Source organism: Aequorivita marina (assembly GCF_031631895.2).
GTDB classification, from domain to species: Bacteria; Bacteroidota; Bacteroidia; order Flavobacteriales; family Flavobacteriaceae; genus Aequorivita; species Aequorivita marina.
Genome location: NZ_JAVMBW020000012.1, coordinates 67,158 through 93,402, shown reverse-complemented (window position 1 = coordinate 93,402; position 26,245 = coordinate 67,158). Strand labels below are relative to the sequence as shown.

Annotated in this window: 23 protein-coding genes; 15 read left to right on the top strand and 8 right to left on the bottom strand. The window is 35.1% G+C overall.

Features of this window, described 5'->3' with window-relative positions; all coding sequences use genetic code 11:
- Positions 1-362: 362 nt before the first annotated feature.
- Both QPK98_RS12335 and QPK98_RS12330 read right to left on the bottom strand, forming a co-directional pair.
- Positions 363-1,499 (bottom strand): FAD-dependent monooxygenase, encoded by a 1,137-nt coding sequence (locus tag QPK98_RS12335; RefSeq protein ID WP_310993763.1) that lies wholly within the window; start codon positions 1,497-1,499, stop codon positions 363-365.
- A complete protein-coding gene (locus tag QPK98_RS12330; RefSeq protein ID WP_310993762.1) occupies positions 1,496-1,912 on the bottom strand; it encodes an LIC_13387 family protein in 417 nt (138 codons plus the stop codon). The genes QPK98_RS12335 and QPK98_RS12330 overlap by 4 nt, the downstream gene beginning before the upstream one ends.
- A gap of 83 nt (positions 1,913-1,995) precedes the next feature.
- Between QPK98_RS12330 and QPK98_RS12325 the strand changes: the two genes are divergently transcribed.
- Positions 1,996-2,628 (top strand): TetR/AcrR family transcriptional regulator, encoded by a 633-nt coding sequence (locus tag QPK98_RS12325; RefSeq protein WP_310993761.1) that lies wholly within the window; start codon positions 1,996-1,998, stop codon positions 2,626-2,628.
- A 148-nt stretch (positions 2,629-2,776) separates the two neighbouring features.
- Here the strand turns inward: QPK98_RS12325 and QPK98_RS12320 are convergent, their stop codons facing one another.
- From QPK98_RS12320 to QPK98_RS12310, 3 genes are all read right to left on the bottom strand, one after another.
- Positions 2,777-3,121 (bottom strand): hypothetical protein, encoded by a 345-nt coding sequence (locus QPK98_RS12320; protein ID WP_310993760.1) that lies wholly within the window; start codon positions 3,119-3,121, stop codon positions 2,777-2,779.
- A complete protein-coding gene (locus QPK98_RS12315) occupies positions 3,118-4,392 on the bottom strand; it encodes a bifunctional DNA primase/polymerase (RefSeq protein ID WP_310993759.1) in 1,275 nt (424 codons plus the stop codon). Before QPK98_RS12315 ends, QPK98_RS12320 begins: the two co-directional genes overlap by 4 nt.
- 301 nt (positions 4,393-4,693) lie before the next feature.
- Positions 4,694-5,170 carry a hypothetical protein gene (locus QPK98_RS12310; RefSeq protein ID WP_310993758.1) on the bottom strand — a complete coding sequence of 159 codons (477 nt, stop codon included), beginning with the start codon at positions 5,168-5,170 and terminating at the stop codon, positions 4,694-4,696.
- Positions 5,171-5,551: 381 nt separating this feature from the next.
- Between QPK98_RS12310 and QPK98_RS12305 the strand changes: the two genes are divergently transcribed.
- The 11 genes from QPK98_RS12305 to QPK98_RS12255 all read left to right on the top strand — a co-directional run bounded on the left by QPK98_RS12305 (position 5,552) and on the right by QPK98_RS12255 (position 20,862).
- A complete protein-coding gene (locus QPK98_RS12305; protein WP_310993757.1) occupies positions 5,552-5,767 on the top strand; it encodes a hypothetical protein in 216 nt (71 codons plus the stop codon).
- A 326-nt stretch (positions 5,768-6,093) separates the two neighbouring features.
- A complete protein-coding gene (locus QPK98_RS12300; protein WP_310993756.1) occupies positions 6,094-7,131 on the top strand; it encodes a helix-turn-helix transcriptional regulator in 1,038 nt (345 codons plus the stop codon).
- A 58-nt stretch (positions 7,132-7,189) separates the two neighbouring features.
- Positions 7,190-7,366 carry a hypothetical protein gene (locus QPK98_RS12295; RefSeq protein WP_310993755.1) on the top strand — a complete coding sequence of 59 codons (177 nt, stop codon included), beginning with the start codon at positions 7,190-7,192 and terminating at the stop codon, positions 7,364-7,366.
- A 160-nt stretch (positions 7,367-7,526) separates the two neighbouring features.
- The gene (locus tag QPK98_RS12290; RefSeq protein ID WP_310993754.1) at positions 7,527-7,943 is read left to right on the top strand and encodes a hypothetical protein; all 417 of its coding nucleotides are present in this window, start codon (positions 7,527-7,529) and stop codon (positions 7,941-7,943) included.
- Positions 7,940-11,599: a DUF6079 family protein gene (locus QPK98_RS12285; protein WP_310993753.1), complete on the top strand. Its 3,660-nt coding sequence runs from the start codon at positions 7,940-7,942 to the stop codon at positions 11,597-11,599. Before QPK98_RS12290 ends, QPK98_RS12285 begins: the two co-directional genes overlap by 4 nt.
- A gap of 9 nt (positions 11,600-11,608) precedes the next feature.
- A complete protein-coding gene (locus QPK98_RS12280) occupies positions 11,609-14,209 on the top strand; it encodes a DNA methyltransferase (RefSeq protein ID WP_310993752.1) in 2,601 nt (866 codons plus the stop codon).
- 156 nt (positions 14,210-14,365) lie between these two features.
- The gene (locus QPK98_RS12275) at positions 14,366-14,716 is read left to right on the top strand and encodes a helix-turn-helix domain-containing protein (protein ID WP_310993750.1); all 351 of its coding nucleotides are present in this window, start codon (positions 14,366-14,368) and stop codon (positions 14,714-14,716) included.
- On the top strand, positions 14,716-16,026 hold the full coding sequence (locus QPK98_RS12270) for a type II toxin-antitoxin system HipA family toxin (RefSeq protein ID WP_310993749.1): 1,311 nt from the start codon (positions 14,716-14,718) through the stop codon (positions 16,024-16,026). Before QPK98_RS12275 ends, QPK98_RS12270 begins: the two co-directional genes overlap by 1 nt.
- 1 nt (position 16,027) lies before the next feature.
- Positions 16,028-18,796: a DEAD/DEAH box helicase gene (locus QPK98_RS12265; RefSeq protein WP_310993748.1), complete on the top strand. Its 2,769-nt coding sequence runs from the start codon at positions 16,028-16,030 to the stop codon at positions 18,794-18,796.
- Positions 18,789-20,237: a PglZ domain-containing protein gene (locus QPK98_RS12260; protein ID WP_310993746.1), complete on the top strand. Its 1,449-nt coding sequence runs from the start codon at positions 18,789-18,791 to the stop codon at positions 20,235-20,237. Before QPK98_RS12265 ends, QPK98_RS12260 begins: the two co-directional genes overlap by 8 nt.
- A gap of 1 nt (position 20,238) precedes the next feature.
- Positions 20,239-20,862 (top strand): hypothetical protein, encoded by a 624-nt coding sequence (locus QPK98_RS12255; protein WP_310993744.1) that lies wholly within the window; start codon positions 20,239-20,241, stop codon positions 20,860-20,862.
- Positions 20,863-21,109: 247 nt separating this feature from the next.
- Here QPK98_RS12255 and QPK98_RS12250 read toward each other — a convergent pair whose 3' ends face one another.
- Positions 21,110-21,697 (bottom strand): hypothetical protein, encoded by a 588-nt coding sequence (locus QPK98_RS12250; protein WP_310993742.1) that lies wholly within the window; start codon positions 21,695-21,697, stop codon positions 21,110-21,112.
- Positions 21,698-21,863: 166 nt separating this feature from the next.
- On the opposite strand from QPK98_RS12250, the gene QPK98_RS12245 reads away from it, so the two are divergent.
- The 3 genes from QPK98_RS12245 (at position 21,864) to QPK98_RS12235 (ending at position 24,332) form a co-directional block, all read left to right on the top strand.
- Complete coding sequence (locus QPK98_RS12245) at positions 21,864-22,055, top strand: helix-turn-helix domain-containing protein (protein WP_310993741.1); 192 nt, start codon at positions 21,864-21,866, stop codon at positions 22,053-22,055.
- A gap of 39 nt (positions 22,056-22,094) precedes the next feature.
- Positions 22,095-22,238: a hypothetical protein gene (locus QPK98_RS12240; RefSeq protein ID WP_310993739.1), complete on the top strand. Its 144-nt coding sequence runs from the start codon at positions 22,095-22,097 to the stop codon at positions 22,236-22,238.
- A 255-nt stretch (positions 22,239-22,493) separates the two neighbouring features.
- Positions 22,494-24,332 (top strand): DUF885 domain-containing protein, encoded by a 1,839-nt coding sequence (locus tag QPK98_RS12235; protein ID WP_310993736.1) that lies wholly within the window; start codon positions 22,494-22,496, stop codon positions 24,330-24,332.
- 213 nt (positions 24,333-24,545) lie between these two features.
- Here the strand turns inward: QPK98_RS12235 and QPK98_RS12230 are convergent, their stop codons facing one another.
- Together QPK98_RS12230 and QPK98_RS12225 are read right to left on the bottom strand one after the other, a co-directional pair.
- Positions 24,546-24,998 carry a DUF420 domain-containing protein gene (locus QPK98_RS12230; RefSeq protein WP_310993735.1) on the bottom strand — a complete coding sequence of 151 codons (453 nt, stop codon included), beginning with the start codon at positions 24,996-24,998 and terminating at the stop codon, positions 24,546-24,548.
- A gap of 237 nt (positions 24,999-25,235) precedes the next feature.
- A complete protein-coding gene (locus QPK98_RS12225) occupies positions 25,236-25,997 on the bottom strand; it encodes a YebC/PmpR family DNA-binding transcriptional regulator (RefSeq protein ID WP_310993734.1) in 762 nt (253 codons plus the stop codon).
- Positions 25,998-26,245: the final 248 nt, after the last annotated feature.

The window sequence follows — 26,245 nt, the reverse complement described above, 5'->3', positions numbered from 1 at the left end:
TAGCGTTCATTTTCCATTTGCAATAAGGATTTATTAGGATTCTGTAAATCCCCCCGCTGGTGCGCGATTACATCGCGTTCCAATGCGTTGAACTAAAAAACAGAGTAAAAAAACTACAAAAAGCAACGTGTTCTTTTATTACAGAGAAGTATAAGAGTCCGATATAACCAAAACCGGAACAACCAACTCCTGAAAACCCATCCCAAACCAGACCAATCCCCATAGTGGCTAATCGACTAACAGCCGGTTTAGTCAACACTGCATTCATGTTCGGTTCCCGAAAAGTCGGGACAGGCAGTACCGGCCACACAGCCTGCCCCGATTTTTATCGGGGAATGCTTAGTTATTCTCTGTAGTTATTTTCAATAGTTCAGCTTATAAATAGAAGTTGATTTTTTTTCAGTGATTATTTTTGGTATTAATTTCATAATGTTATTCCTGAAAAAGATTCCAACTCTGTTATCTAAGTGAGCTGTTCTACCAACTGTCCAGCTTGTATTTATAACTTTTTCGGCATTCTTTTTTCTAATTTTTTCGAGTTTTTGAAATGCTAAATTTGTACTGTTTTCAGTTGATAGACATTCTGCAATTACAAAAGCAGTTTCAATGGCTTGACAAGCACCTTGCCCTAAATTTGGTGTAGTTGCGTGAGATGCATCTCCGATTAAACATACATTTTTATAATGCCAACTTGAAATTGGTTTTAAGTCCATCATTTCATTGAAAATCACATTCCTTTTTTCTGTTGTAGATATTATTTCTTTAACTAATGGACTGAAATTTGAAAACAATTCTTCCAAATGAGCATTATAAAATTCCTTTTTATAGTCAGTTTTATAATTTGCAAGTGCGTACCAATACACTTCATTTTCATTAATTTTAACAAAGCCAAAACGTTTTCCTTTTCCCCATAACTCGTTCAATTCTGCTTGATATTTTTTTGGAATATCCATTTTTACTATTCCTCTCCAACATACTTGTTTCGCTTTTCGTATTTCAGTGTTGTCAATGATTGATTTTCTAACCACAGAATGAATCCCATCAGCACCAATTAAAATATTTGTAGTGTATGAAGTGTCGTCTTCAAAAGTGAAATTTACTTCATCTTTTACTTGATTTAATGACTTTATTTTTTTGCCTAAATGTATTTTTATGCCATTTAATTCATTGACCAAAATATTATGTAGAGTGGCTCTATGAATAGCATATGTTTTGACCTTATGTTCAAGTTCTGCGTTTTCTAAATTTACCTTGGTAATTGTATTTAGTTTTTCATCCGTTATAAGCATAGAATCTGTATAACTACCTAAAGCCGAAATCTTATTATAAATGCCTAATCTTTTAAAAACCTGCATTGCGTTAATTGCTAAATTAATACCAGAACCTGCCTTTTTTAATTCTTTTGATGCTTCAAATATTTCTACCTCAAACCCTTTTTGTTTTAAAGCAATGGCAGAAGTTAACCCTCCAATTCCTGCACCTATTATTGAGATTTTCATTTTCTAAGTTTAATAATTAATGAAATTGCGAATCCTAAAAGTGCAATGCCTGTGAATACAATTGGCACAATAAAAAAATATTTAATTGATAAAACGAATGAGATTACACAAATTATATTGTTAAGAATTATAATGTTAGTTGGAATAGTTGACGCTTGGTTGTTTCTCAAAATCAGAATATTTAATAGTCCATAACCAAAAAGTAATAATCCCATCATTAAACTATAACCTTGATGAAAGGAAAATATATTGGTTTCACTTCCTAAAACTTCTATAGGGAATTCTTTCATTTTTATGATGAAATCATTTTGTGATTCCGTTTTTGGACTTGTTAAATCTGTAATTGTGTGACCGATACCAACGAATATTAACGACCAACTGGCTATTTTACTGCTGATTTTTTCAACTTTCATTTCTATTAATTTAAAATTAGGTCAAAAGTACTAATTTATTTTGTTTTTAGGTCAAGTCTACTATTTTTATTTATCTTTGTAAGATGAAAAAAACCAAAGAAATAATTTTAGACACTTCTTTAGAATTATTTAATTCACTTGGCTTGTCTAAAGTAACGCTTAGGACAATTGCCAATAAGATGGAAATAAGTCAAGGGAATTTAAATTATCATTTCAAAAAGCGTGAAGATATTATTGAGGCTTTGTATTTTCAATTGGTACAAAATATTGACAGTAGTATGTCTTGTATTAAAGAGCCTAAAAACCCTTTCCAGTTATTAGTAAGTATTTCTCAAACAATAATGTTCAATTTTTATGAATATCGTTTTTTCCTTCTTGATTTTGTTCAAATTATGCGTGAAAACGAAAAGATAAAAACTCATTATTCTGAATTATCTACTCACAGAGAGCAGCAGTTTTTAATGATTTTTAAGTTATTAATTGAAAATGATTTAATGCGAAAAGAAATATTGCCAAATGAATATAAAAACTTGTATAAGCGTTTTCAGATGTTAAGTGAGTTTTGGATTTCTGATGTTGAAATTTATAATTCTAAGACTACAAAAAAAGTAATCCCAATATATTCGGAAATTTTAACTCAAGCAATTTTTCCTTATTTAACTTCAAAAGGTCAAAAAGAATATCATTCTATTCTTTCAGTATCGGGTGATTTTTAATTACAGAGAAACGTGTTTGTGTATGATTAGTGGCGTGTTTCAGCAACTAATTTAGCAAATACAAACCAAATAGAAAATCCGCGAGGATTTTCGTAAGTAGGCGAGAACCTAGTAATTATTTATACACGGTGTTGCCCACAGTTTTTTTTCAGAATGGCATTGTATCTAAAAATATTTTCTCGTCAAATTTTTTCACTACAATTGATAATCGAGAGTGTTTATGTTTACTGTCATATAAATTATAATATTCAATTAATTTATCCTTTTCCCATTTAGGTTTTTCAATTTTAAAAGTTAATTGTCCGACCGAATTTTCTTTTGCACAGAGAAGCATATATTTATAAAATATATAAAAGCTTACTTTATTTGGCCAATCTGTGATTACTTTTTTAGATAGCAAATGAGGAATAAAATAACTGGGATTAAAATTTAGACAAGATTCAACTAGTCCATTCAAAATCTCTTGGTTAGTATGATGTTGTTCTCTTTTCATACAATGTTTTTAAGCTTTTCTAATTTCCCTTTGTATAATAATTCTTTAACACATTTAGCAAGAATCGTAACATCTGAATTGGCATTATGGAACTGCTTAATTTTGTGATTAAAAAGGTGTTCAAATAACTCTGTTAATTTCGGAAATTTCGGCTCTGGGTTTAGTTCAGTTGATAACAGTTCTGTGCCAAAATCCATTGTGCAAAATTTTTCCAAAGAATCGAAATTAAAGTCAATCTGATATTTGAGAAATTCGTTTTCGAGAATAGACATATCAAATTTTAAATTATGAGCAGAAATGATTTTGCAATGTTTTAAGTCATAAGTCATATCAAGAAAAACATCCGAAGGTTGTTTTCCAATCTTTTTAATGATTGAAGGGTTTAACTTGTTGACTTTAAACGCATCAGAGTTTTCGTTAAAATCTGAATTTACTAATTCTGTAGTCTTTTTATAAACAACTCCTTTAGTGTCCATTATCATCCAAGATACTTGAACAATATTAGGGATTTCCCCGTTTTTTATTAGGCCATCGGTTTCTATATCAAATAAGAAAAATAAGTTTTCTTCTATTTTCGAAAGGTCAATTAAGTTAATATTGTTGGGTAATTTGACATTTCTATGTTTTTCTTTTGAAAGTGAGAAATATACTTTCTTCTTTTCAATTTCCGAGATATTTAAAAATAGGCTTTCAATAATTTTAAATTTATTGATATCTACAAAATTTGGTTTCTCTTTTGGAAATTTACAATTGGTAAAACTATAATTTGAACCAGATTTATGTAGAGAATTAGGTAGAACAATATGTGTACTCCATAGTAATTCTATTTTTTCAAATAAAGCTGTATTATCTAAATTAGGTGGATATGATGAGGCAACTTGGTCTTCTTCCAAGGCTTCAATTAAGTCTGAAAAAAAGTATATGTGATATCCATCTAAACTCCCAGTTTTTACAACCCATTGATAACTTTTTGGAAGTCCTAAAATAATTAATAAATCCTCAATAAATCCGTAATTGGAACAACCGTCAATATCTAAAATATGTAGATTTTCAAATCCAGCTATCGTTCCAATTCCAACAGCATTATTCCAATCATAACTCTCAAGTTCTTCAATTTTTTGTCGTGTATTTTTGAGATGCTTCCATTCGTGGTAAGGACCTTTGAGGATATTCGCATCATAAAAATTATGTTCTGTAATGTAGTTAGTAATACAAGTGATATTAAAACCTAGTTTGAACAAATGTTTTCCTAAAATTTCAATTTCGGTCATATCAGTTTTTTGCTTAATAAAATTTCTAAACAATTGAATACTTTATCATAATCATTTTCACTATTTACAGATAATTGTATTTCGTTTTCGGCTTTATTATAATTGTTTGGATAAATCTTTATTAATTCTCGGATGTGCTTTTCATTATTAATAATGAACCACCTTGGCCACCAATCAAAATAGTTGGTAAAAAAATAAAAAAACCAAGCATTGTCGACGTAATCGATTGCATCTTGTGATGCCAACCATTCAAAGAATAGATTACAGCTTTTTGGATAGTTTTTTTTATAAATTGCGTAATTCATTCTTTTTCCAATTTTTCTATTTGCTTAACTAGATTATTAGCTATTATTGAAGCATTTTTTATTAATACGAAATTACGTTCATATTGATTTTCAGAAACTTCAAATTTTCCATAATGAATTATATTATCCCGAATTGTTTGTAAAAGCTCATAAAGTGCTCGCTCTAAACTTTTATTGTAACTATGCTGTACATTCTTTTTTAAAATTTCTTTTCTTAAAAAATCGGTTGAATTTTTGACTGTAGGTCGAACCTTAAAATTGTTAGCATTGGATTTTATATAATCTTGTTTTATTAGTTCCGCTATTTCATTTTGACAAATTTCCGTTGCATTTGTTGTTTTAGCTACAAAATCTAGATAATTACCACTTTTATATTTATTTCGCCCATAATTTTCGATATAAGTATAGCAATCACGAAAGTTATCTCTGTGATGTCGGTATTTTTCTGATACTTTTTCTTGAAATTCTCTCATTTTTTCAAATTATGCCCAACAATCATATAAACCTCATTTCCATAAAACATGGCGTATATCCCTGATGGACACTACAGTTTATACTGATTTAACCTCAAATGTACCCGAATCCTATTTATAAACCAAATGAAATGTTAACATCAACCATTTAATGTTAAAAACCAACCCAAATCCCCCGCTGGCGCGAGCGTCACGCTCGTGCCTTCTCCATCCTACATCCACAATCAAATTACAAAAAATAAAATTACAGTATCTTTAACTAACATTTAAACTTTTATGAGTAGAAAATATAAGCCTGACTGTCGGCAGACAGGTTTTACAATCCAAGTGCTGCATATTTTTGTTCTTTCGCGGTTATCAATTGGATAGACGTATTTACGCATGAAGCCTATTGAGTTATGGAGCGCTCCAATGAATAAAGAGAAATTTAATTATATCCACAATAATCCCGTAAATGCTGCTCCGGTTACTGAGCCTTGGGAATGGAAGCACAGTAGTGCCAGAAATTATGCTGAGCTTGATGCGGTTATTGAAATTGACGAAATTGGATTTCTTGGTCAGCCATGGTCTTTAGGGAATGCCGAGAGAGTTTCTTGAACCTTGTTTATTGTGAAACACGAGCGACGCGCTCGCGCCAGCGGGGATTCTGTAAATCCTATCAATATACCCCTTATAGATCATACAGACATTGGTATGCCCACTATAATCAACATAGAACCAAAAAACCTCCCTTCACAGTCTGGTATTTTAGTATGATTTTACCTGATAACCAACCTAATATATATTGACCTCAAAACTGTTAAAGCTTTCACAAAACAATTTGTATATTTGAGTCTTAATTATCACTCTTTTCACACTGTTATAGCGTAAAAAGACAGATATACATACCCCATATTTGGGATTCCAATTTTGACCAACCAATAATGTCCAACAGTAAACACGCCCATTACCGATACAATATTCTAGATAAAAGTTTCCGCCGAAGGGAGAAACCCTTGAGCTTCCAAGAATTGATGGATGAAGTCAACTTAAAAGTTGCAGCGGTTTATCCAGGTGAAGGAATTTCGGTTCGCACACTAAGAGAAGATATCCGTTTGTTTCGTGATGCTAAAATTGGTTTTGGGGCGCCTTTAGAGGTGAAAAAAGTAAATGGGAAAGACGTTTATATTTATTCCAATCCCAATTTCTCTATTGCGCAAAAACACCTCTTGCCTTACGAACAATATTTAATAGACGCTGCCCAACAATTATTGGAACGTTATGACGGCCATCCCAAATACGATAAGCTATCGGAAGCTTTGGTTCTATTCCAAGAAGAAGAAGGTGCTACTACCCTACCCGATTATCACAAGATTCTGTTTTACGATAAAAACGAGGCGTATGAGGGTCTAAGCCATTTAAAACCAATGTTCTTAGCGATAAAGAATAAGGATGTTTTAAAGATAACTTTTCAAGGTTTTGGAAGTACCGAGACTCAAGAATACGCTTTCCATCCCTATGTTTTAAAACAATATAACCAGAGATGGTTTGTGTTTGGCTATAATGAAACGGCCAATATAAATCAATGGAGTATTCCTTTAGATGAAAGGCTTAAGGATTTCGAGACTGTTGAAGATGCAGGATTAATAAAGGATAAAACAGATTGGACTAGCTTTTTTAATGAAATGGTTGGTGTACGAAAACAAAGCGTGACTCAAGATGAGCCCAAGGCAGAAAGAGTCGTGCTGCGTTTTTCACCTCAGCGATTACAATATTTTAAAACCAAGCCCATCCATCCGTACTGGGATGAGTTTACCGAAGAAGGAAAAGAAGATCAGGTGTTTTTTGAAACCGTAATTAATTTGGAATTGATACAGCAGATACTTTCTTATGGGAAGGATGTGGAGGTATTGGAGCCGGATAGTTTAAAAGAAAAAATGAAAGAGCACACAGCACAAATGCAAGAATATTACAATAACTGACTGTGCAATTAATCTGCAACCACTTTTTGTTATTTTGCAGAAATTGAATAATAGGGATATGAAAGTAAAAAACGAAGATAATTTGATACTACTTGCCAGCTATATGTTTAATTGCGCCAATACTGCCATTCATTTTTTTGATTCGGAGTATAAAAAGATAATAGATAAAGAATTCAAAAGCCATATGGATGGGCTTTATATTTATAAAAAATACAGTATGGTTAGTGGAAATTAATCATCATATACTCCAATAGATATTATCTTATGTAAAAGTTTTGGAAGTACTAAAACCAGAGGGTTTAAAAAACAAACTAAAAGAGCACTGTGAGGGAATGATGGAGTATTAAGTAAACTGAAACTCTTTCTAAAATGAAGACCAATATTTATTTAAATAAATGAAAAACATAATACATTTTATCAAAACCCACCCACGAAATAGGCTAATTATAGTCAAAAATGATTTTGTAGATGTTCCTTATGTTGATATTGGAAAGTCGCTTTCCAAAAGACTAAGAGGTGAATTAGAAGAAAAAAGCCTTCCATTAATAACTTCCAAAGTCTTTGATGAAATTGTAGATTTGAATCTGAAATATTCTGAGGATCTTAGAAATTATATAGCCATAAAGAATATTGGAATACTGATGGAAAAAGAACTCAAAATTGACTTAAAATCAATATTAGAGAAACATTCCCGAGGAACTACCTTGATTGTAAATTGGGATGGAGAGATTGAAGACAGAAGCCTGTACTTTTTGTCCAAAGAAAAAGGTGTAGAAATTAATTTAAAAGATATAAGTCATTTAACATTATGAAATATAAAGAACTAATAAACTTCGAACCAATAACGGAAATTGTGAAGTTTAGCCGAACAAAAGATTCCGATTATCAAATATCCTTGATAAAGACATTCGTTTTCTCAGAGACTTTTAAAGACCACCTTATTCCGCTAATGATAAGGAATCTCGACTTTACACAAAGTGGAGAATCTTTTGGATTGCAAGTAGTCGGTAACTACGGTACGGGGAAATCGCATTTAATGTCATTGGTTTCTTTAATAGCAGAAGATGAAAATTTAATCGAGCTCGTAAATGATCCCAAACCAAAAGAGAACTTATCTGCTATTGCCGGAAAATTTAAAGTCTTACGTTTTGAATTGGGGAATACCGAAAGTCTTTGGGAGGTGATAACATACCAAATTGAAAACTACCTAAGTGAAATAGGTGTTACCTTTTCCTTTGATGGTCACGGACCAAAACCATATTTCGATAAGCTCTTATTGATGATGGCTGAATTTGAAGAAAAATTCCCAGACAAAGGATTCTTAATAGTTATTGATGAAATGCTCGCATACTTGAAAGGACGTAGTGCTGCCGATAAACTCAATCAAGATTTGGCAGTGCTACAGGCTTTAGGACAGGCTTGTGATGGCTCAAAATTCAAATTTATCTTTGGGGTGCAGGAAATGATATATCATTCTTCTGAATTTCAATTTGCTGCCGAAATGCTTCAAAAAGTAAACGACAGATATAAGGATATCATTATTACAAAAGACGACGTGGCCTTTATAGTGAAAAACCGTCTTTTAAGTAAAACCGAGCATCAAAAACAAAAGGTGAAAGAACACTTAGATCCATTTCTAAAATTCTTTACCGATATGCATGCACGTACTCAGGACTATGTGGATCTATTTCCAGTACACCCCACCTACTTTGAAAACTTCGAGAAAATAAGAATAGGAAAAAGCCAACGTGAGATTTTAAAAACGCTATCCAAACAGTTTTCTGAAATGCTAGAACAGGAGGTTCCTGCTGAAAATCCTGGATTGCTTACCTATGATCGCTATTGGGATGACATGAAAAAAGAGCAGGATCTAATGGCAATTCCTGATGTTAGAAGAATAAAAGAAATTACAGATACTATAGACGATAAAATCACTTCCCATTTCATAGGAGTTAGAGCCTCTAAAAAACCTGTAGCTGAACGAATTGTCAATGCCTGTGCTATTAAATCTTTGCAACAGGAACTGAAAAATCAAAATGGCACCAACGCCGAGCATTTAGTAGATGATCTATGTTTAACAGATCCCTTAGCATCAGACAGAGATTTCCTTATAGACATTATAGACTCTTCTGCCCAACAAATTATTACAGCAACCTCAGGTCAGTTTTTTGACAGGAATGCTGAAAACGATGAATTTCATTTACGGATCGAAGGTGGAATCAATTTTGATCAGAAAATTAAAGATTATGCCGCTACCATGGCCGATTCTCAAAAAGATGAATACTTCTTTAAATTCCTTGAGGTCAACTTACCGTTGGACCATAACACATACCGCACTGGATTTAGAATATGGCAGCATTCTATTGATTGGAAATCCCATAAAACGTATAGAGACGGTTATATTTTCTTCGGTAATCCAAACGAAAAGTCAACTACCCAGCCACGACAGCATTTCTATATGTATTTCATGCCTATTTTTGATCAGTCTAAGAAAGGTCGAAATCACGAAGAAGATGAAGTGTATTTTGTTTTTGATGGTCTATCCCAAGAGTTTAAAGATGCTGTAGTATTATTTGGCGCCGCCTTGGCGCTAGAGGTTCGAGCAGATTCTTCACAAAAGCTTATCTACGGCCAGAAAATCGATGAGTTTAATAAAAGGGCTAGAGTTTTGTTCGATCAAGAATATGTACAAACCACTAAGGTAGATTATCAAGGTCAAGAAACTCCATTAAGCGGATATTCCCTGCCTGGAACTGGCTCCAGTAAAGAACAAGTGTTTTCTGAAGTTACCTCTACTGTCCTAGAAAAATGGTTTGAGAATGATCGCCCTCACTATCCTAAATTCACACAACTAAACACCAGTGTAACCAAAGACAATCTTGACCGTTTGATAAAGCAAGCATTGACAAAAATTGCAAACCCTGATCAAGCAACCAGGGATGGAGAAGGAATTTTATCAGGTTTAGGATTATGGGTGCCAGGAATGTTAGACTACAGTCATTCTCCTTATGCAAAAAGTTTGCTCGAGATGCTGAAAGACAAAGGCGAAGGCAAAGTACTAAATAGAGACGAAATTATTGAATATGTAGATAAAAGTGACAACCTCTGGCTTTCCAAAGATTTTCAAATTGAAGCGGAATTGGAATTTGTAGTTATGGCTACATTGGCTGCCTTGGGAGAAATAGAAATCACTTTGTCCTCTGGTAATACTATCAATTCTACCAATTTACAAGAGCTAAAGAATATTGATAAACAGGATTTCTTTTCATTCACCCATATAAAGCCACCTAAAGGATTAAACCTGGCAGCTTTAAAAATGATGTTTGTAAGCCTTTTAGGGAAAGATTTAAGCAACCATCTCAGAGATCCTTCTACTTATACCAGCTTGGTGAATGCTGCCAGTGAATGGGCTAAACGCACTGTCATTTTATCAAATAAAATACAAGGTGGCTTTATTTTTCATGGCATTGAAATAGTATCTCCATCAGATGCAGCAAAATATGAAAGAGAGTTTTTAAAGTTCTCTAGGTTTTGTGATAAACTTGCTAACTATACTTCCGAAGCAAGGATTAAAAACTTCCAGTTCTCCGTGGAGGATTTGAACAGTCTTCTTCCTATAAAAATTGAAGTAGAAAGCTTAGAAAAGAAACTACAAGCCTTGGATGTCCTTAATGCTGATATTTCCTATTTGCAGCAATCAAGACAATATATCACCGACGATAACTTTAAGAAGGAAATAACCGATGCATTAAATCAGCTCGGAACAGTAGTGGGTTCAAATAATCCAAAGGAAATGGAAACCTATAAAGCAAAGCTTACCCAATACAAGGAGAATTATGCGGATTGGTATCTAACTACGTATTTAAAGTATCGAATTAGTGAGCGGGACAATACCCAAAAGCAAGCTTTATTAGATTCTGAGGAAAAAAATATCTGTGATATTCTAAAAGATGCAGATTTTTTATCAACAGGTCAATATGCAGACCTAGAGCGCCAACTCGCTAGTTTAAAGCCTGCCGATAATAAGGTTAATAAAAACCTGATTTTAACCGCTCCCTACCAAGATTTTAATCCTTTGGAATATGTGGGCCAGGAAGGTCTATCAGTTAAACAGCTTAAAACAGATTTAAGCGATCTTTTAGAAAAATGGGTAGAGACTCTAAAAGAAACTTTGGAAGATCCTGTGGTCAAGAAAAATATGAGTCTTTTAGGAGATTCGCAACAAAAGCTTCTTTCTGCATTTAAAGCTGATGCTATTACATTAACAAAAGATAATGCCCTCGCCATACGTAAAGCAATTATGGTTTTGCACCAAGGTCTTGAAAAAATAGAATTGAGTTTGGAGGGAATGAAATCGAAGTTCAATAAACCCTTAACGCCTGATGAGGCTATAAATGCCTTTCGAGATTATATAGATAGTGTTTCTATAGGTAAGAAGCGAGAGAGTATTAGAATTATATTAAAATAAAGATTTACTATGCCAAATACAGATACTTCAGATAAAATTACAGTTCTAGGAAAAACTTTTAACTCCGAAGAAGAACGCAGAACCTACTTCCGGGAGGAGCTACGAAAAAAACTGCCAGAGCTAAAAAAAATGGATGGTTTTCCTATTGGGGAAGATGAAGATATTTTAAATCTTTCAGATCCACCGTTTTATACAGCTTGCCCAAATCCTTGGCTTAATGATTTTGTGGCAGAATGGGAAGAAGAGAAAAAAGCATTGGAAAAAGAAGGAAAGCGTGACGCAGATTTTGAAGTTACAGAGCCTTATGCAGCAGATGTCAGTGAGGGAAAGAACAATCCAATTTATAATGCCCATTCTTACCATACAAAAGTGCCTCATCCTGCCATAATGCGTTATTTACTTCATTACACGCAGCCTGGCGATATTATATTTGATGGATTTGCAGGAACCGGAATGACTGGGGTGGCTGCATCCTTCATATCAGATAATAAAAATCCCAATGGAATACGTAATTATGGTAAAAGACATTCCATACTTGGAGATCTAAGTCCAATAGCAACTTTAATCTCTCATAACTTCAATTCACGGCAGAAAACAACTTCTACTAAAAAAGAATTAAATAAAATAATAGAAGAAACTTGGCAAGAAGTTTCGTGGATGTACGAAACGAAACATACGAAAAATATAAAGGGCTTTATAGATAATACAATTTGGAGTGATATTTTTTTATGTGAAAGTTGTCAAGGCCAAATAATTTATTGGGATGCTGTTGTCGATTATGAAAACAAGAAGATTTCATCTACTAATATTCTTTGTAAATCTTGTGGTCATCAAAATTCTAGAAGAGGAATGGAGAGAAGTTTTACCTCAATCTTTGATAAGAATCAAGATACTGTAATCAGAAAAGCTGCTGACACTCCAGTGATGATTGAATACTCTGTAGGGACAAAAAGATATAAGAAGTCTTTAAACGATTTTGATAAAGAATTGTTAAGTCGAATCGACACATTCTCTACAGAAAGTTTATTCCTCCCGAAATCGAGAATGATGGAAGGTAAAGAATCAAGAAGAAATGATAAATTAGGTATGACACATACCTATCATTATTTTACTCGAAGAAACCTTATTACTTTAGGAGTTTTCTATAATAAAATTGTTCAAAGTGATAATTTTTTGAAACACCTTCCTATATTAACTGCTTCAATTTCAAGAGCTACTCAGACAAATCGATTTAGATTTGGTGGTACGGGTGGGTTAAGTGGTACGTTATATATTCCATCATTAAAAATTGAAAGATCAGCAATCCCCTTAATTAAGAGTAAATTTAGGGACATATATAAAGCGGAGAAAATAAAAACGTGGACAGAAAATCTATCAATAAATACTACCCAATCAGCTACGGATTTTCCGAATTTTAAAGCTAACTCAGTTGATTATATCTTTACAGACCCTCCATTCGGCTCAAATATATATTATTCTGAACTAAACTTCATCAGCGAAGACTGGTTGAAGGTGTATCAAAATATTTCAAAAGAAGCAATAGAGAATTCAGGCCATGGAAAAGGCTTTGTTGAGTATATAAATTTAATGTCAGAATCTTTTAGAAATTACTTTCGGGTTCTTAAACCCGGAAAATGGATGACTGTGGAATTTAGTAATACGAGTGCTGCTATTTGGAATGGAATCCAAACCTCCATACAAAATGCTGGTTTTATAATTTCAAATGTTGCAGGTTTAGATAGAAAGCAAGGAACTTTCAAAACAGTAACGACAGCAACAGCAGTTAAACAAGATTTAGTAATATCATGCTACAAGCCATCTTCAGAGTTTGACAAGAAATTCAATCAAAATAAAAATTCAAATGTTTCAATCTGGGATTTCGTAGAAGAACATTTAAATCATTTACCAATTCACTTAGTGGCAGGAAATTCTACTACTGCAATTATAGAACGTAGCCCAAAAATATTATTCGATAGATTAATCGCATTTTATGTTCAAAGAGGTTTACCAGTTCCAATTGATGCTGGGAAATTTCAGCAAGGCTTACGCGAGCGTTTTATCGAACGCGACGGGATGTTCTTTACCAATGAACAAGTACAAGAATACGATAAAAAGAAAAAAGAAAACCCAGAGTTTATACAGTTGTCGCTATTAGTTTCTACCGAGCAAGATGGCGTATTATGGTTAAAGAATTTATTATCCAAAGAACATTTAACTTACCAAGATATTCAACCGCAATGGATGCAAGCTTTAGCTGGCGTTAGAAAAGGAGATGTTATTCCAGAACTGGCAACCATCCTAGAAGAAAACTTCTTAAAAGACGACGAAGGAAAATGGTATGCACCAGATCCGGAAAACGAAGCAGACTTAGAAAAACTTCGAAACACACGTCTCTTAAGATTGTTTGAAGGTTATAAAAAAGAAATTGAAAATCCACGGGCCAAAATAAAAGAAGTACGGGTTGAAGCCTTGCGTGCTGGATTTAAACAATGCTACCAAGACAAGGATTTTAAAACTATTGTCAGTGTAGGTGACCGCATCCCCAACAATCTATTGATGGAAGATGAGGTGTTGTTGCAGTTTTATGATATAGCCAGCTCAAGGATTTAAATTTACTTCTTCTTGTTTTTATGAATGATTTATCATACGTTAAAGGGTTGATAAGCTCCTTATGTATGATAAATAGCACATAGCACATGATGAATGAAATTATTTTAATGTATATTTGAGTGAGTTATCATACATTAATAATAAAACACTGGAGCTATGACTGATTTATCACACGCACCAAACTGGAATGCTATGAGCGATCATGCATTGAACAAAGCTATTGGCACGTTTATAAAAGAGCATCGATTAAATCAGAATAAAACACAACAAGAAGTTGCAAGTGCAGCAGGGATTAGTCGTTCTACTTTAAGTTTATTAGAAAATGGTAAAACAGTTACCCTTACAACTTTTTTACAGGTGCTTCGGGTTTTAGATCTTTTATATATCATGGATAATTTTCTAATTAAAAAGCAAATAAGCCCCATAGCATTGGCAAAATTGGAAAAGGCAAAAAGAAAAAGAGCCAGTAGTACAAAAGAGACAGACACAACGGAAAGCGACTGGTAATGATAAAAACGGCATTTATAAAAATATGGGGAGAAACAGTTGGTGCTGTTGCTTGGGATGAAAGCCAGCAATTAGGAACATTTGAGTACGCACCAAAATTTACCCCCTTAAATTGGCAATTGGCGCCACTTAAAATGCCAGTTTCCCAAAATAGAACCATTTTTTCTTTTCCAGAATTACGTCTACAACGCAATAGTGAATTCAATACATTTAAAGGTTTGCCAGGCTTGTTAGCAGATGTCCTACCAGATAAATATGGAAATCAGTTGATTGATATTTGGTTGGCGCAACAAGGACGTTCATCAGAAGGTATGAACCCTGTAGAAATGCTGTGTTTTATAGGAACCAGAGGAATGGGTGCCTTAGAATTTGAACCCACGCAGCTAAATAATTCGAAGAAAACATTCAAAGTTGAAATTCAGAGTTTAGTAGATATAGCTCAAAAAATGATTTCCGAAAGAGAAGATTTTAAAACAAACATTCAACGGAATGACGAGCAAGCTATTAAAGAAATTATAACCATTGGCACCTCCGCAGGTGGCGCAAGACCAAAAGCAGTTATCGCATTTAATGAAGAAACAGGTGAAGTGAAATCTGGACAAACCAGTGCTCCAAAGGGTTTTGAGCATTGGTTAATAAAACTAGACGGTGTTAGTGACGTGCAGGTTGGAGAAACTAAAGGCTATGGTAGAATAGAAATGGCATATTACTTAATGGCAAAAGAATGTGGAATTGATATGATGGAGTCGCGTTTGCTTGAAGAGAATGGAAGAGCACATTTTATGACTAAACGTTTTGATCGGGAAGGCAGCACAACCAAACACCACATTCAGACTTGGTGTGCAATGAAGCACTTTGATTTTAATGAAGTCACGAGTTTTAGTTACGAGCAACTTTTTCAAACCATGCGCGAGCTAAGGTTATCCTATCCTCAAGCAACAGAGTTATTTAGAAGAATGGTTTTCAATGTTATTGCAAGAAATTGTGACGATCACACAAAGAATTTTGCTTTTCGCTTAAAACAGGGAATGGATTGGGAATTAGCACCAGCTTATGATATTTGCCACGCATACCGACCCGATAGTGTTTGGGTAAGTCAGCATGCTTTGAGTATAAATGGAAAACGAAAAGAGATTACAAAGCAGGATTTGTTAACCGTAGCAAAGGCAATGAATATAAAAAAGGCAGCGGAAATAATTGATGATATTAACGCTGTAGTAAATCGTTGGGATGAGTTTGCTAAACGTGTAAAAGTAAATCCAGAAAAGAGAAAGGCAATCTCTAAAACATTATTAAATTTAGATTTATAAGATGCTATATAAAGGGAAATCCTGTGAAATAGTTGGGGAGAAGGAAGTATTCGGGCAACGCATAGCCTGGATACGGCTTTTGGAAGATAATAGTTTTCTAGAAGTGCCTTATGAAGATTTGGAGAAACCTGAATCCATTTACTCAATTGCCTATTTGCGGTTTATTTCTATTGCAGCAAAAATTAAAGATGAAGTAGCTAAGAAAAATATTCTCGCGCCTTACGAAAGCAGTTTAATCCCATTGCCGCACCAGATTTTGGTTTTGGAAAAGGTGATGCAATCTCAGCAAAATCGCTTTTTATTGGCGGATGAAGTGGGAATGGGAAAGACCATCGAAACCGGCTTAATTCTGAAAGAACTAAAAATAAGAGGTGACATAAAACGAACTTTGGTTATCGTGCCAAAATCCTCTATGATGCAATGGCAAAGTGAACTTAAAGATCATTTTAATGAGGTTTTTCATCTGTACGATTCAGAAATGATAACCTCAATGGCACGTACGTTTTCCATTATCAATGCAGATGAGGAATTTAATTTCTGGACCCAACACAACCAAATAATCGTCTCTACCGACGCACTTAAACCTTTGGAAAAACGACAAGGTTGGTCGCAAGAACGGGTAGATGAATACAACAAATACAGAATGGCTGCTGTGTTGGAAGCAGATTTCGATATGGTAATAATTGATGAAGCCCATAAAATGGGAGGTGCGAATGCCACGGTGTCAAGATATATTCTAGCACAAGAGCTTTGCAATAGTGTTCCGAATGTATTATTACTCACGGCCACACCTCATAGAGGAAAAGAAGATCATTTTAGAAGAATACTTCAACTTTTAGATCCAGATGCTTTTACTGGCGTGGGATTGCCTGATATTGAGGAATTGGAACCGTATGTAATCCGTACAGAAAAACGCTTCGCAGTAGATTACGATGGTAAAAAGCTTTTTACCGAACGGCAAACCCATCGCTTTGATGTGTTTTTGGATATCAACAAGCATCAAAAGCAAATGGCTTTATACGATGCTGTGACCAACTACGTGCAAAAAGGATTCAATACGGCAAAACGGACAAAAAACAATGCGACAGGTTTAATTATGATTTTGTTTCAGCGACTGGTGAGTAGCTCTACTGCTTCTATACTTTCTGCTATGAAAGGTAGGCTTGAAAGACTGCGCTTGGGAGAGGAAAACCAGATGGAAGATTACGCCGCTGAGGTTGATAACCTAACTGATGATAATGGAGAGGATATTGATTTTGACGAAATATATCAGTATGATCCCCGAGGTTTTGAAGATGAAGAAGCCTTGCTTTCTTCACTGATAGTACAAGCAGAAGATTGTATCGATACTGAGACCGATGCAAAAGCTGAGGCTTTATACAATAAAATCATAGAACTACAGCGTGAGAATAATAATCCCGACATAAAGATTTTAGTATTTACTGAGTTTAGGACCACGCAAAGAATGCTTTGTGATTTCCTTCGTAAAAAGGGAAGCAAAGTAGCTTTTATCCACGGTGGACAAGATTTAGACGAAAGGAAAAGAGCACTGTTGCAATTTAAGAATGAGTCTCAAATTATGGTCGCTACTGATGCAGCGGGAGAATCACTGAATATGCAGTTCTGTCATATTGTGGTAAACTATGATCTTCCGTGGAACCCAATGATGATAGAACAGCGCATTGGAAGGGTAGATAGAATTGGGCAGAAGAAAAAAGTCCAGGCTTATAATATGCTCACCAACAACAGTGTGGATTTACGAGTTTATGAAGTGATAGAGGAAAAACTCAACAACATAATTGAACAGTTGGGAATCGATAAAACTACCGATGTCCTGGATTCTGCAATTGATATGAAAAAAGTCAATAAGTTGTATTTGCAAAGCCTCTTAAATCCTGAGCGATTCGACTTTGCCAGTGATCAGTGGTTACACGAGATTAAAGGTAAATTAAAAGATTATAAAAGTACAGAAAGAATACTCCCTCAAGTAGATGAATCTGAAATCGATTTTAAAAAAGCAGCAGAAATCAAACACAGTCCGCTACCCTATTGGTTGGAAGCTTTAATTGAACAATACACTATTACTCAAAATGGTAGTGTTATTAAAAGTCAAGCCGGTTATTCGGAGGTGCATATAAAGAACACTTCCAAAAAGATTACTTTCGATTCCGAAGTGTCCTTAAATCAGCCAGGTATAGAGCATCTTAGTTTACAACACGATTGGGTTAAGAAATTATTGAATGGTTTAGGAGAGTTTGATCATAAAAATGGTGTTCCCGTCATCACCTCAGAACTTGGCCAGGAAACTCCGGGTTACTGGAGTCTTTGGCAAATAACTGCCAAGAATGGTTTTGAAAACAAAACCCAATATCAAGCTTTCTTTCTATCCGACACTGGAAAACAATATAGTGCCTACGCCAATGACATTTGGAATAGGCTGATAGGTGGTACAACCAACTTCCGAATAGAAGAAGTGCAATCCGACATGGATATTTCTGAAATAGAGAAAACTTTAAATGATTCCCTATATGTGGTTTTTCAAAACTTGCAAGCGGAGGTTTTTAGCAAGATATCTGCTAAAAAAGAAAACCGAATAAATTCATTTAATTTTCAGAAATCAAGAATTGATAAAATAGGGATAGAAAACATTCGCCTATCCAAGCTTTCAAAACTCGAAAAGCAACAAGAAGATTGGATGAGAGATTTTAAAATGGACAATAGGGTTATTCCTGGTATTAAACAATTACTAAGCATACGAGTGGATGGCTAAAGGGATTATTCAACATATAGTTCAAGATTTAAAAGAGTATTCTTCCCAAGTTCTTCTTGTTGAAAACACAGATAAGTTTTTGAGTCGCGAAGAAGTCTTAAGCACTTTACTAACTTATGGAATTCGTGTAGTTCAAGGAACCAAAATTCATCAACGTGTAGAGTTTGAGCTTAGAGAAGACGACGAAGTATTATTACTCCTCAGTCAGGATAATACAGATTATTTAGAAGATATAACAAAGACAGCTACGGCTATTGATTTTGATCTTAAAACCTACTTTGGAGGGTATCATATTCCTTCTATCCGAAAGATAGAAATATCAATATTGGACATTCTTTTTAGTCAAAAACAAATCATCTCCCTAAATAGGATAGAAACCTTACAGCTTATTGATAGAATTCGTCAAGAGCGAATGCCAGCGCCTGAAGTCAGTTTTGATATTCCAGCTTTTATCGACACCTTGGATAAAAGGCTTGAAGTTGAGCCAATCAATTGGTCGGAGGTGTGCAAAATGATTTCGAAGGCTGTGCTAAAATCAATTAGGACTTCGCAAGTAGAAACACTGATTACGTCTTTAGGAGAAACAAATACTGCTTTTCAAGAAAACATTAAAACCTCTTATCAGGCAACCAAAAACTCAAATGCGATAAAAGGCCCTAAGATTGTTTCTAAAATCTTGGAATATCTTAGCTCCAATTTCCTAGAGAAGAAAGTTGCCCTTGTCGTTGTTGATGGCCTTGCTTTTTGGCAATATGAAGTATTAAAAAATAAACTGCCAAATGCCAAAAGTGAAGATGTAATCTACTCCTGGCTTCCATCCATTACACAACTTTCCAGACAAGCCATTTTTAGAGGCGAAACTCCACAAAAAGAATATAGGCAAGGCCCAGCAAACGAAGAAAGACTTTGGAAAAACTATTGGAAAACTAAAGGGATCAATGAGTTTCAGATTCGATACAATCACGAAAAAATTGATCTGTTAAATCTACAAAGCATAACAAAATTTGCCATTGTCTTTAAAGACCTCGATGAAAAGATGCACAGTTCATCAGACTATAAAGACCTCCTTGATCTTACAGAAAACTGGATTGAGCGCAACGATATTTACAATGTGGTAAAAACACTTAAAGAAGAAGGCTTTTCAGTATTTTTAACCACCGATCACGGGAATATACAAGCAAAAGGATGGCGAGGTTTGCAGGGCCGCGAAAAACTAGGAACGCAACAATCCGGAAGCAGAAGTAAAAGACATTTGGAATACACAGAGGAATGGTTGTTTGAGGATTTTATTGCAAACAATCCGGAATTAAAAGATTCTTTGTCAACGGAAAATCAATCTATCTATATTAAAGACAATCTAAGTTTCTCGTCAGAAGACACTTTAGTCACCCATGGTGGAGCCCACCTGCTTGAAGTTTTAATTCCTTTTATTGAAATCTAAAATGAAGAATAAGTCAATTGATATCAACCAAAGAATACCTTTAGATACGCTCTATATCGCTTTAGAAAGCTATCTGGATGACAATTACAGTAATGACTACGTGCTTGAACAATTGCGCTTAGAATTCGATGGTGAGAATAGATTAAAAAAGGCATTGCGAATTGTAAATAAAGTGATTCAAAGAAATCCATTAAATGGTTTATTGTTAGAGAATTCAGCTGAAGTTAAGACCGCAATCAAAAAGAAGGTGGATCGCGATATTATTTTAATTGCTTTATTAAATAGTGCCTTTCCATTTTCATTTGATGTTTTGCAAAAATTTGGAAAGTTTTTTGCAGTTCAAGAAGTAGTTAATACAGAAACAATGAAGAAGTCTATTTCTAATGTGTATGGTGGTAACAGAGCAACCGAAAATGGATTATATAGTGTTATACCTATGTTTTTAGAAGCTGGATTCTTTAAAAGGCCAAAACAAGGGATATATGAATGGACTGGCGGAATTTCTAGCACCAACAAAATCACTAATAAGATTTATATTGAATCCTTTAAAGTAAACAATCCGATGGCTGGTGCGGCAGAAGGTCAATTAAGGGATCCATATTTTAAGTTTGTTGAATATAATTAATTGCTTTGTGCAAATACTCTGCACACCAATGCACAATATTTGCATCAGTTCTTTGAAAAACCTAGACCAAAATTATTGATCGCGTATGCTGGTTCCGATTAAATTGGGACAATGATCGGCATACAAGCCCAGTCTTTTGATTGGGATGAACGTAAGTTGGTAATTTTAGAAGTTGCTCTTTTTTAAAACTCATTAAAGAGAACTTAGCCAAGCTTATTTGTTTAAAACGATTTTTTTATTTTGTAACTTAAAAAGTTCCTTTCTCCATTTCTCGTATTACTCCTTTATCCATACACTTCCTGATGCCATGAAACGTAGGACTCATTCTATTAAAAACATTTGTTGTCCCTCTATATCGCTTCGATTTCCAGAGTTCTTTATTATTAGAGTCATAAACCACAACACTAACTCTCGCTTCTCCCATTGCTCTCCGAAGACGAAACTCGAAAATTAAATCTGCTTCTTCTTCCTTATTCACTTTTCTTAAACTTGAATGGCGTTCAATCTCTGCTTTCCATAAGTCTTGAGATGGGGCAGTTTTACTATCGGCAGTAGTCTTTACGAAAATGGCTTTCCGCGAATCAACAGCTTTAAAAGTTGTAGGAAAGACCTCTTTGTCACCGTTTTCAAATATGATTTCTTTAACTTCACTTTTATTCACAATATAAAGAGGCCCGTCAATATTGGATTGTTTTTTAAATTTTATATTATCAGGGGTAATTTCGAGAACTTTTACTTCAATTTCCTCTCCGTCTGATTTTACCATCAAATCTTGTGCGACAGCACCAATGCTTAACATCAATAGACATAATAGAAATATACATTTTTTAATCATAATTTTAGTTTTTAGTTTTATGAACTTCTTAAGTTCAACTAATAAACGCAACTTTTAGCGGAATGATAATTTGCTAAATATTTTTTCAGAAGAAAGAAGGGAATATTTTCCCTCCTCTCCCTGAATGGATATTTGCTTATATTGTTCTCCGTCTAAAAATTGCAATATGAGTCAGATAACCTTAGCGCAAAGATATGAAATTGCGGCATTACACGAACTTGGAAAAACACAGGAATACATTGGTAATCTTCTGGGTTTCCATAAAACCACTATAGGCAGGGAGCTTAAACGAAACTGCGATAAGAGGAGCCCCAGCTGGTGCGCGATTGCATCGCGTTCCAATTATTTCTTTCCCTAAAGCTCAAATCAAATGAGAAGATTGTTAAACATAGTAGTCATGGAAACCAGAATCAAAAATGTCGAAGACCTCAACAACACAGGAAGCCAAGCCTATAAAATGAAAGAAAACGCAAAGAGCTCTTTAAAGCACCTCACTAAACAACTACCCCCGCTAGTGCGCGAGTCCGCTCGCGTTCCCTAACAACTCTCATCCCAGTACCCAAATTCCCAAGCATTCCTTACCCTACAACAACCAACTTCAGCATCAAAGCCTCGATTTCGTTCTCAATTTCATCCTAGACTTACCTTCACATCCTTGAACTATATAGACTTTCTTTTGGCCGCTCCTACACATAACAATTTTACAAGCCTCTAGCTTCGGTTATTTCCGCTTTAGACAGGTGGTTAGTTAAAAAACATTATATTTAGAAAAAAATTCTGAAAAGCCAAAAAGACGATGATAAAATCAGTGCTAAAACCAATAGCGATTCTCCTTACTATTTCTGCGATCATTTCCTGTAAAACCGAACAAACTGAAAAACCATATACCGACGAGGAAATTGCGGCAGAATCCAATAAAGCAAATGATTTTTTTCAAAAGTCATTTGATGCCAGAGTAGATCGTTCTCCTCAATTTCAAACCCGACTTGGAATAAAAAAGGACTACGGAAAACTAGACGATAATTCGCCTGAAGCTGTAGAAAAAGAGTTTCAAATCAATAAGGAAGAACTTGCTTGGTTAACAGACTCCATAAGTGTAAACGCGCTTTCTAAAGAGGCTTTGTTGAGCTATAAACTCTATAGCCAAAAACTGGAAAATGACATCGACGATTATCAATACAGATTATACAACTACCCTGTAAACCAAATGCACGGGGCGCAATCTGGTATGCCGGCATTCTTGATAAACATGCACCAAATTGATAATGTTGCAGATGCCAAGGCGTATATCTCTAGGCTGAATGGCTTTAAGGATTACTTTGCCCAAGTGGTTGCGAACTTAAAAGAACGGGAAGCAAATGGTATTGCTCCCCCTAAGTTTGTTTACGATAAAGTAGCGCAGGATTCAGAAAATTTATTGGTGGGGCAACCTTTCGATAATTCTGATACTCAAAGTACTTTGTTGGAAGATTTTATGAAGAAAATAAATCAATTGGATATTGACGATGAAGAAAAAGTCACTTTAGAAACTCAAGCAAACCAAGCTTTATTGACTTCGGTACAACCAGCTTATAAAGAACTTATTGTATTTATAAATGAACAAAAGGAACGAGCAACAAAGGATCATGGCGCGTGGAAATTTCCCGACGGTGCGGCATTTTATAACAATGCACTGAACAGAACCACCACTACCGACTTAACTGCAGATGAAATTCACGAAATAGGATTGCAAGAAGTTGCCAGAATTCATAAAGAAATGGATAGAATCCGCGAACACGTTGGATTTGAAGGCGATTTACCGGCATTTTTTGAATTTATGAGAACAGACGAGCAGTTTTATTATCCTGCAAATGAAAAAGGGAGAACTGCGTACCTAAAAGAAGCTGTGTTTTTAATTGACAGTATGAAAACAAGGTTGGACGAAATTTTTATCACCCAACCAAAAGCAGAACTTATTGTAAAGGCAGTTGAACCTTTTAGAGAGAAATCTGCAGGAAAAGCATTTTACAACCGTCCGGCAGCCGATGGCTCAAGACCTGGTATTTATTATGCAAACTTATACGATATGGAATCGATGCCAACTTATCAAATGGAAGCTTTGGCCTATCACGAAGGGATTCCCGGCCACCACATGCAATTGGCAATTCAGCAGGAATTGGACAACGTACCGATGTTTAGAAAATTTGGCGGCTACACGGCATACACCGAAGGCTGGGGCTTGTATTCTGAATTCATCCCAAAGGAAATGGGCTTTTATGCCGATCCGTATTCAGATTTTGGCCGATTGGCAATGGAACTGTGGAGAGCTTGTAGATTGGTAGTGGATACGGGAATTCACTCTAAAAAATGGACCCGAGAAGAAGGAATTGAATACTATACAGAGAATACGCCAAACGCAGAACTAGATGCTGTAAAAATGGTAGAGCGACATATCGTTATGCCCGGCCAAGCAACCGCCTATAAAATTGGAATGATGAAAATTTTAGAATTACGCGAAAAGGCGAAAAATGCGTTAGGTGAATATTTTGACATTCGTGAATTTCATGAAGTGGTGCTATCCCACGGCGCCATTCCCTTAAATGTTTTGGAGGAGTTTGTAGATGAATATATTTCTTCTAAGAAGGTAAATAGTTGATTTCTAAATTGGTGTGAACAAATATTAGGACTGGAATAAATTTTTAAAGAATTGAAAATAGTCGCTGGTGCGCGAGTCCTCTCGCGTTCCTAAAAAGAGGGGATGGGACTTACGCTGGGTTTAAAACATCATAGCTTTTCTAAACTAGAGCCAGTCAATTCAATATTCATCAAACTAGCTGTACCGCATTTGTTTTCTTTTCTAGACAACAAATCACACCAAGTTCAAAGTCATCAAATACACAACCAAAGCCGTAATGGCAGTATAAATCAATCCGCCAAAAACGATATAAGCCAGTCTTTTATGGGTTTTTGAAAATTTACCTGGCAGATTCTTCTGAAATTTTCTATTGGATAGAATAATTAGGATGGTCCATAATAAATAAGTTAAGACCGCAACGATTATATGGGAAACTAAAGTAATGGTGAAAAAACTAGAGCCGTGATAGTCACTTTTTGACGCCAAACTCCCCGATCCTCCAGAATACCGAATCAACACCTCCAATGCCAACACGCCGAGCACACAGATAAGAAAGATTGTGTTTTGGATTTTTCGGTGGGTCTTATACTCTTTCTTTTTCGCGAGGCTTACACCGTAATAAATTCCAAAAGGAGAAAAGAGGGTGAGCAGCAAAACTGCGGTCATAATGAGAACGGTGAAATTCATGGAATGCTGTATTAAATTAAAATGGTATAAACTTTCAGTCTTTAAAATGTAAATATGGAAACTTTTGGAAGCTTAAAAAAATAGAATTCCTAATATCTTTTATACCAAGTCAATAAATCAAACTTTATAGCCCGGAAAAAAGTAAGGGATTTTTCTCAAGACCTATGGTTTATAGGAATTACGCCACACAAAACCCTTAAAAGTGCTATCTCTTGAAGAAGGCGTGCAAAAAACTTTTTACATTTCGCTCTCCATTGCAGCAATCAACTCATCGGTGACCTCCAAGCTGTGATAAACATTTTGAACATCATCATCTTCTTCGAACTGTTCTTCGAGATCCAAAATCTTTTTTGCGTCGGGCACTGAAAGTTCCACCGTATTCATAGGGATGCGGTTCAAGGTGGAGTTAACAACTTCAATGTCCATTTGTTCCAAAGCCTGCGACATTTTACCAAAATCGGTAAAATCGGCGTAGATGGTCAAAAAACCTTCCTCCAACTCCATTTTCTCTGCGCCGTACTCGATAAGAGCCAATTCCAGCTCATCCAAGGGCATCGGGATTGATTCTTCTTTTATAGTAAAAACACTTTTTCGTTCAAACATAAACTCCACAGAACCGTTCACCCCCAGGCTTCCATCGTTTCTGGAGAAAATGGCCCGTACCGATGCTACTGTCCTATTGGTATTGTTAGTGGTGCATTCCACAAAAAAGGCAATTCCGTGAGGCCCATACCCTTCAAAGGATACTTCCTCATACCGCTCTGCATCATCACCACTGGCTTTTTTAATGGCGCGTTCAATGGTGTCCTTAGGCATATTGACTCCCTTGGCGTTCGCAATGGCATTTCGCAAAGCGGGATTGGCATCAGGATCACCGCTGCCACCTTCCTTAATAGAAACGTAAATCTCCTTGATTGCACGAGTAAACTCCTTCGCTCGTTTTTTGTCCTGCGCTCCTTTCCGGCGCTTGATATTTGCCCATTTACTATGTCCTGCCACAATGTAAAATTTTAAGTTCTTTGATTTTCACCAAAGATAAAGATTGTTAGTCAGAGAAGAAAGTAAAGACCTACACCGGTGCTTATGCGCGCGCACTATTTATCAAAAAATAATAGTCGTGTCCGACTAAGACATAAGACCGCTGCGCTGAAAGACATAAGACGTAAGACTTGCTTTTTAATAGATTGAAAACTAGATAAAATTGATTAAACATACTTTTTAATCGATAAATTTTGATGCTAAGTATA

Coding starts and splice junctions, on each gene's coding strand:
- QPK98_RS12335 (WP_310993763.1), bottom strand. CDS start 1,499: ATGAAAATCTCAATAATAGGTGCAGGAATTGGAGGGTTAACTTCTGCC.
- QPK98_RS12330 (WP_310993762.1), bottom strand. CDS start 1,912: ATGAAAGTTGAAAAAATCAGCAGTAAAATAGCCAGTTGGTCGTTAATA.
- QPK98_RS12325 (WP_310993761.1), top strand. CDS start 1,996: ATGAAAAAAACCAAAGAAATAATTTTAGACACTTCTTTAGAATTATTT.
- QPK98_RS12320 (WP_310993760.1), bottom strand. CDS start 3,121: ATGAAAAGAGAACAACATCATACTAACCAAGAGATTTTGAATGGACTA.
- QPK98_RS12315 (WP_310993759.1), bottom strand. CDS start 4,392: ATGACCGAAATTGAAATTTTAGGAAAACATTTGTTCAAACTAGGTTTT.
- QPK98_RS12310 (WP_310993758.1), bottom strand. CDS start 5,170: ATGAGAGAATTTCAAGAAAAAGTATCAGAAAAATACCGACATCACAGA.
- QPK98_RS12305 (WP_310993757.1), top strand. CDS start 5,552: ATGAAGCCTATTGAGTTATGGAGCGCTCCAATGAATAAAGAGAAATTT.
- QPK98_RS12300 (WP_310993756.1), top strand. CDS start 6,094: ATGTCCAACAGTAAACACGCCCATTACCGATACAATATTCTAGATAAA.
- QPK98_RS12295 (WP_310993755.1), top strand. CDS start 7,190: ATGAAAGTAAAAAACGAAGATAATTTGATACTACTTGCCAGCTATATG.
- QPK98_RS12290 (WP_310993754.1), top strand. CDS start 7,527: ATGAAAAACATAATACATTTTATCAAAACCCACCCACGAAATAGGCTA.
- QPK98_RS12285 (WP_310993753.1), top strand. CDS start 7,940: ATGAAATATAAAGAACTAATAAACTTCGAACCAATAACGGAAATTGTG.
- QPK98_RS12280 (WP_310993752.1), top strand. CDS start 11,609: ATGCCAAATACAGATACTTCAGATAAAATTACAGTTCTAGGAAAAACT.
- QPK98_RS12275 (WP_310993750.1), top strand. CDS start 14,366: ATGACTGATTTATCACACGCACCAAACTGGAATGCTATGAGCGATCAT.
- QPK98_RS12270 (WP_310993749.1), top strand. CDS start 14,716: ATGATAAAAACGGCATTTATAAAAATATGGGGAGAAACAGTTGGTGCT.
- QPK98_RS12265 (WP_310993748.1), top strand. CDS start 16,028: ATGCTATATAAAGGGAAATCCTGTGAAATAGTTGGGGAGAAGGAAGTA.
- QPK98_RS12260 (WP_310993746.1), top strand. CDS start 18,789: ATGGCTAAAGGGATTATTCAACATATAGTTCAAGATTTAAAAGAGTAT.
- QPK98_RS12255 (WP_310993744.1), top strand. CDS start 20,239: ATGAAGAATAAGTCAATTGATATCAACCAAAGAATACCTTTAGATACG.
- QPK98_RS12250 (WP_310993742.1), bottom strand. CDS start 21,697: ATGATTAAAAAATGTATATTTCTATTATGTCTATTGATGTTAAGCATT.
- QPK98_RS12245 (WP_310993741.1), top strand. CDS start 21,864: ATGAGTCAGATAACCTTAGCGCAAAGATATGAAATTGCGGCATTACAC.
- QPK98_RS12240 (WP_310993739.1), top strand. CDS start 22,095: ATGGAAACCAGAATCAAAAATGTCGAAGACCTCAACAACACAGGAAGC.
- QPK98_RS12235 (WP_310993736.1), top strand. CDS start 22,494: ATGATAAAATCAGTGCTAAAACCAATAGCGATTCTCCTTACTATTTCT.
- QPK98_RS12230 (WP_310993735.1), bottom strand. CDS start 24,998: ATGAATTTCACCGTTCTCATTATGACCGCAGTTTTGCTGCTCACCCTC.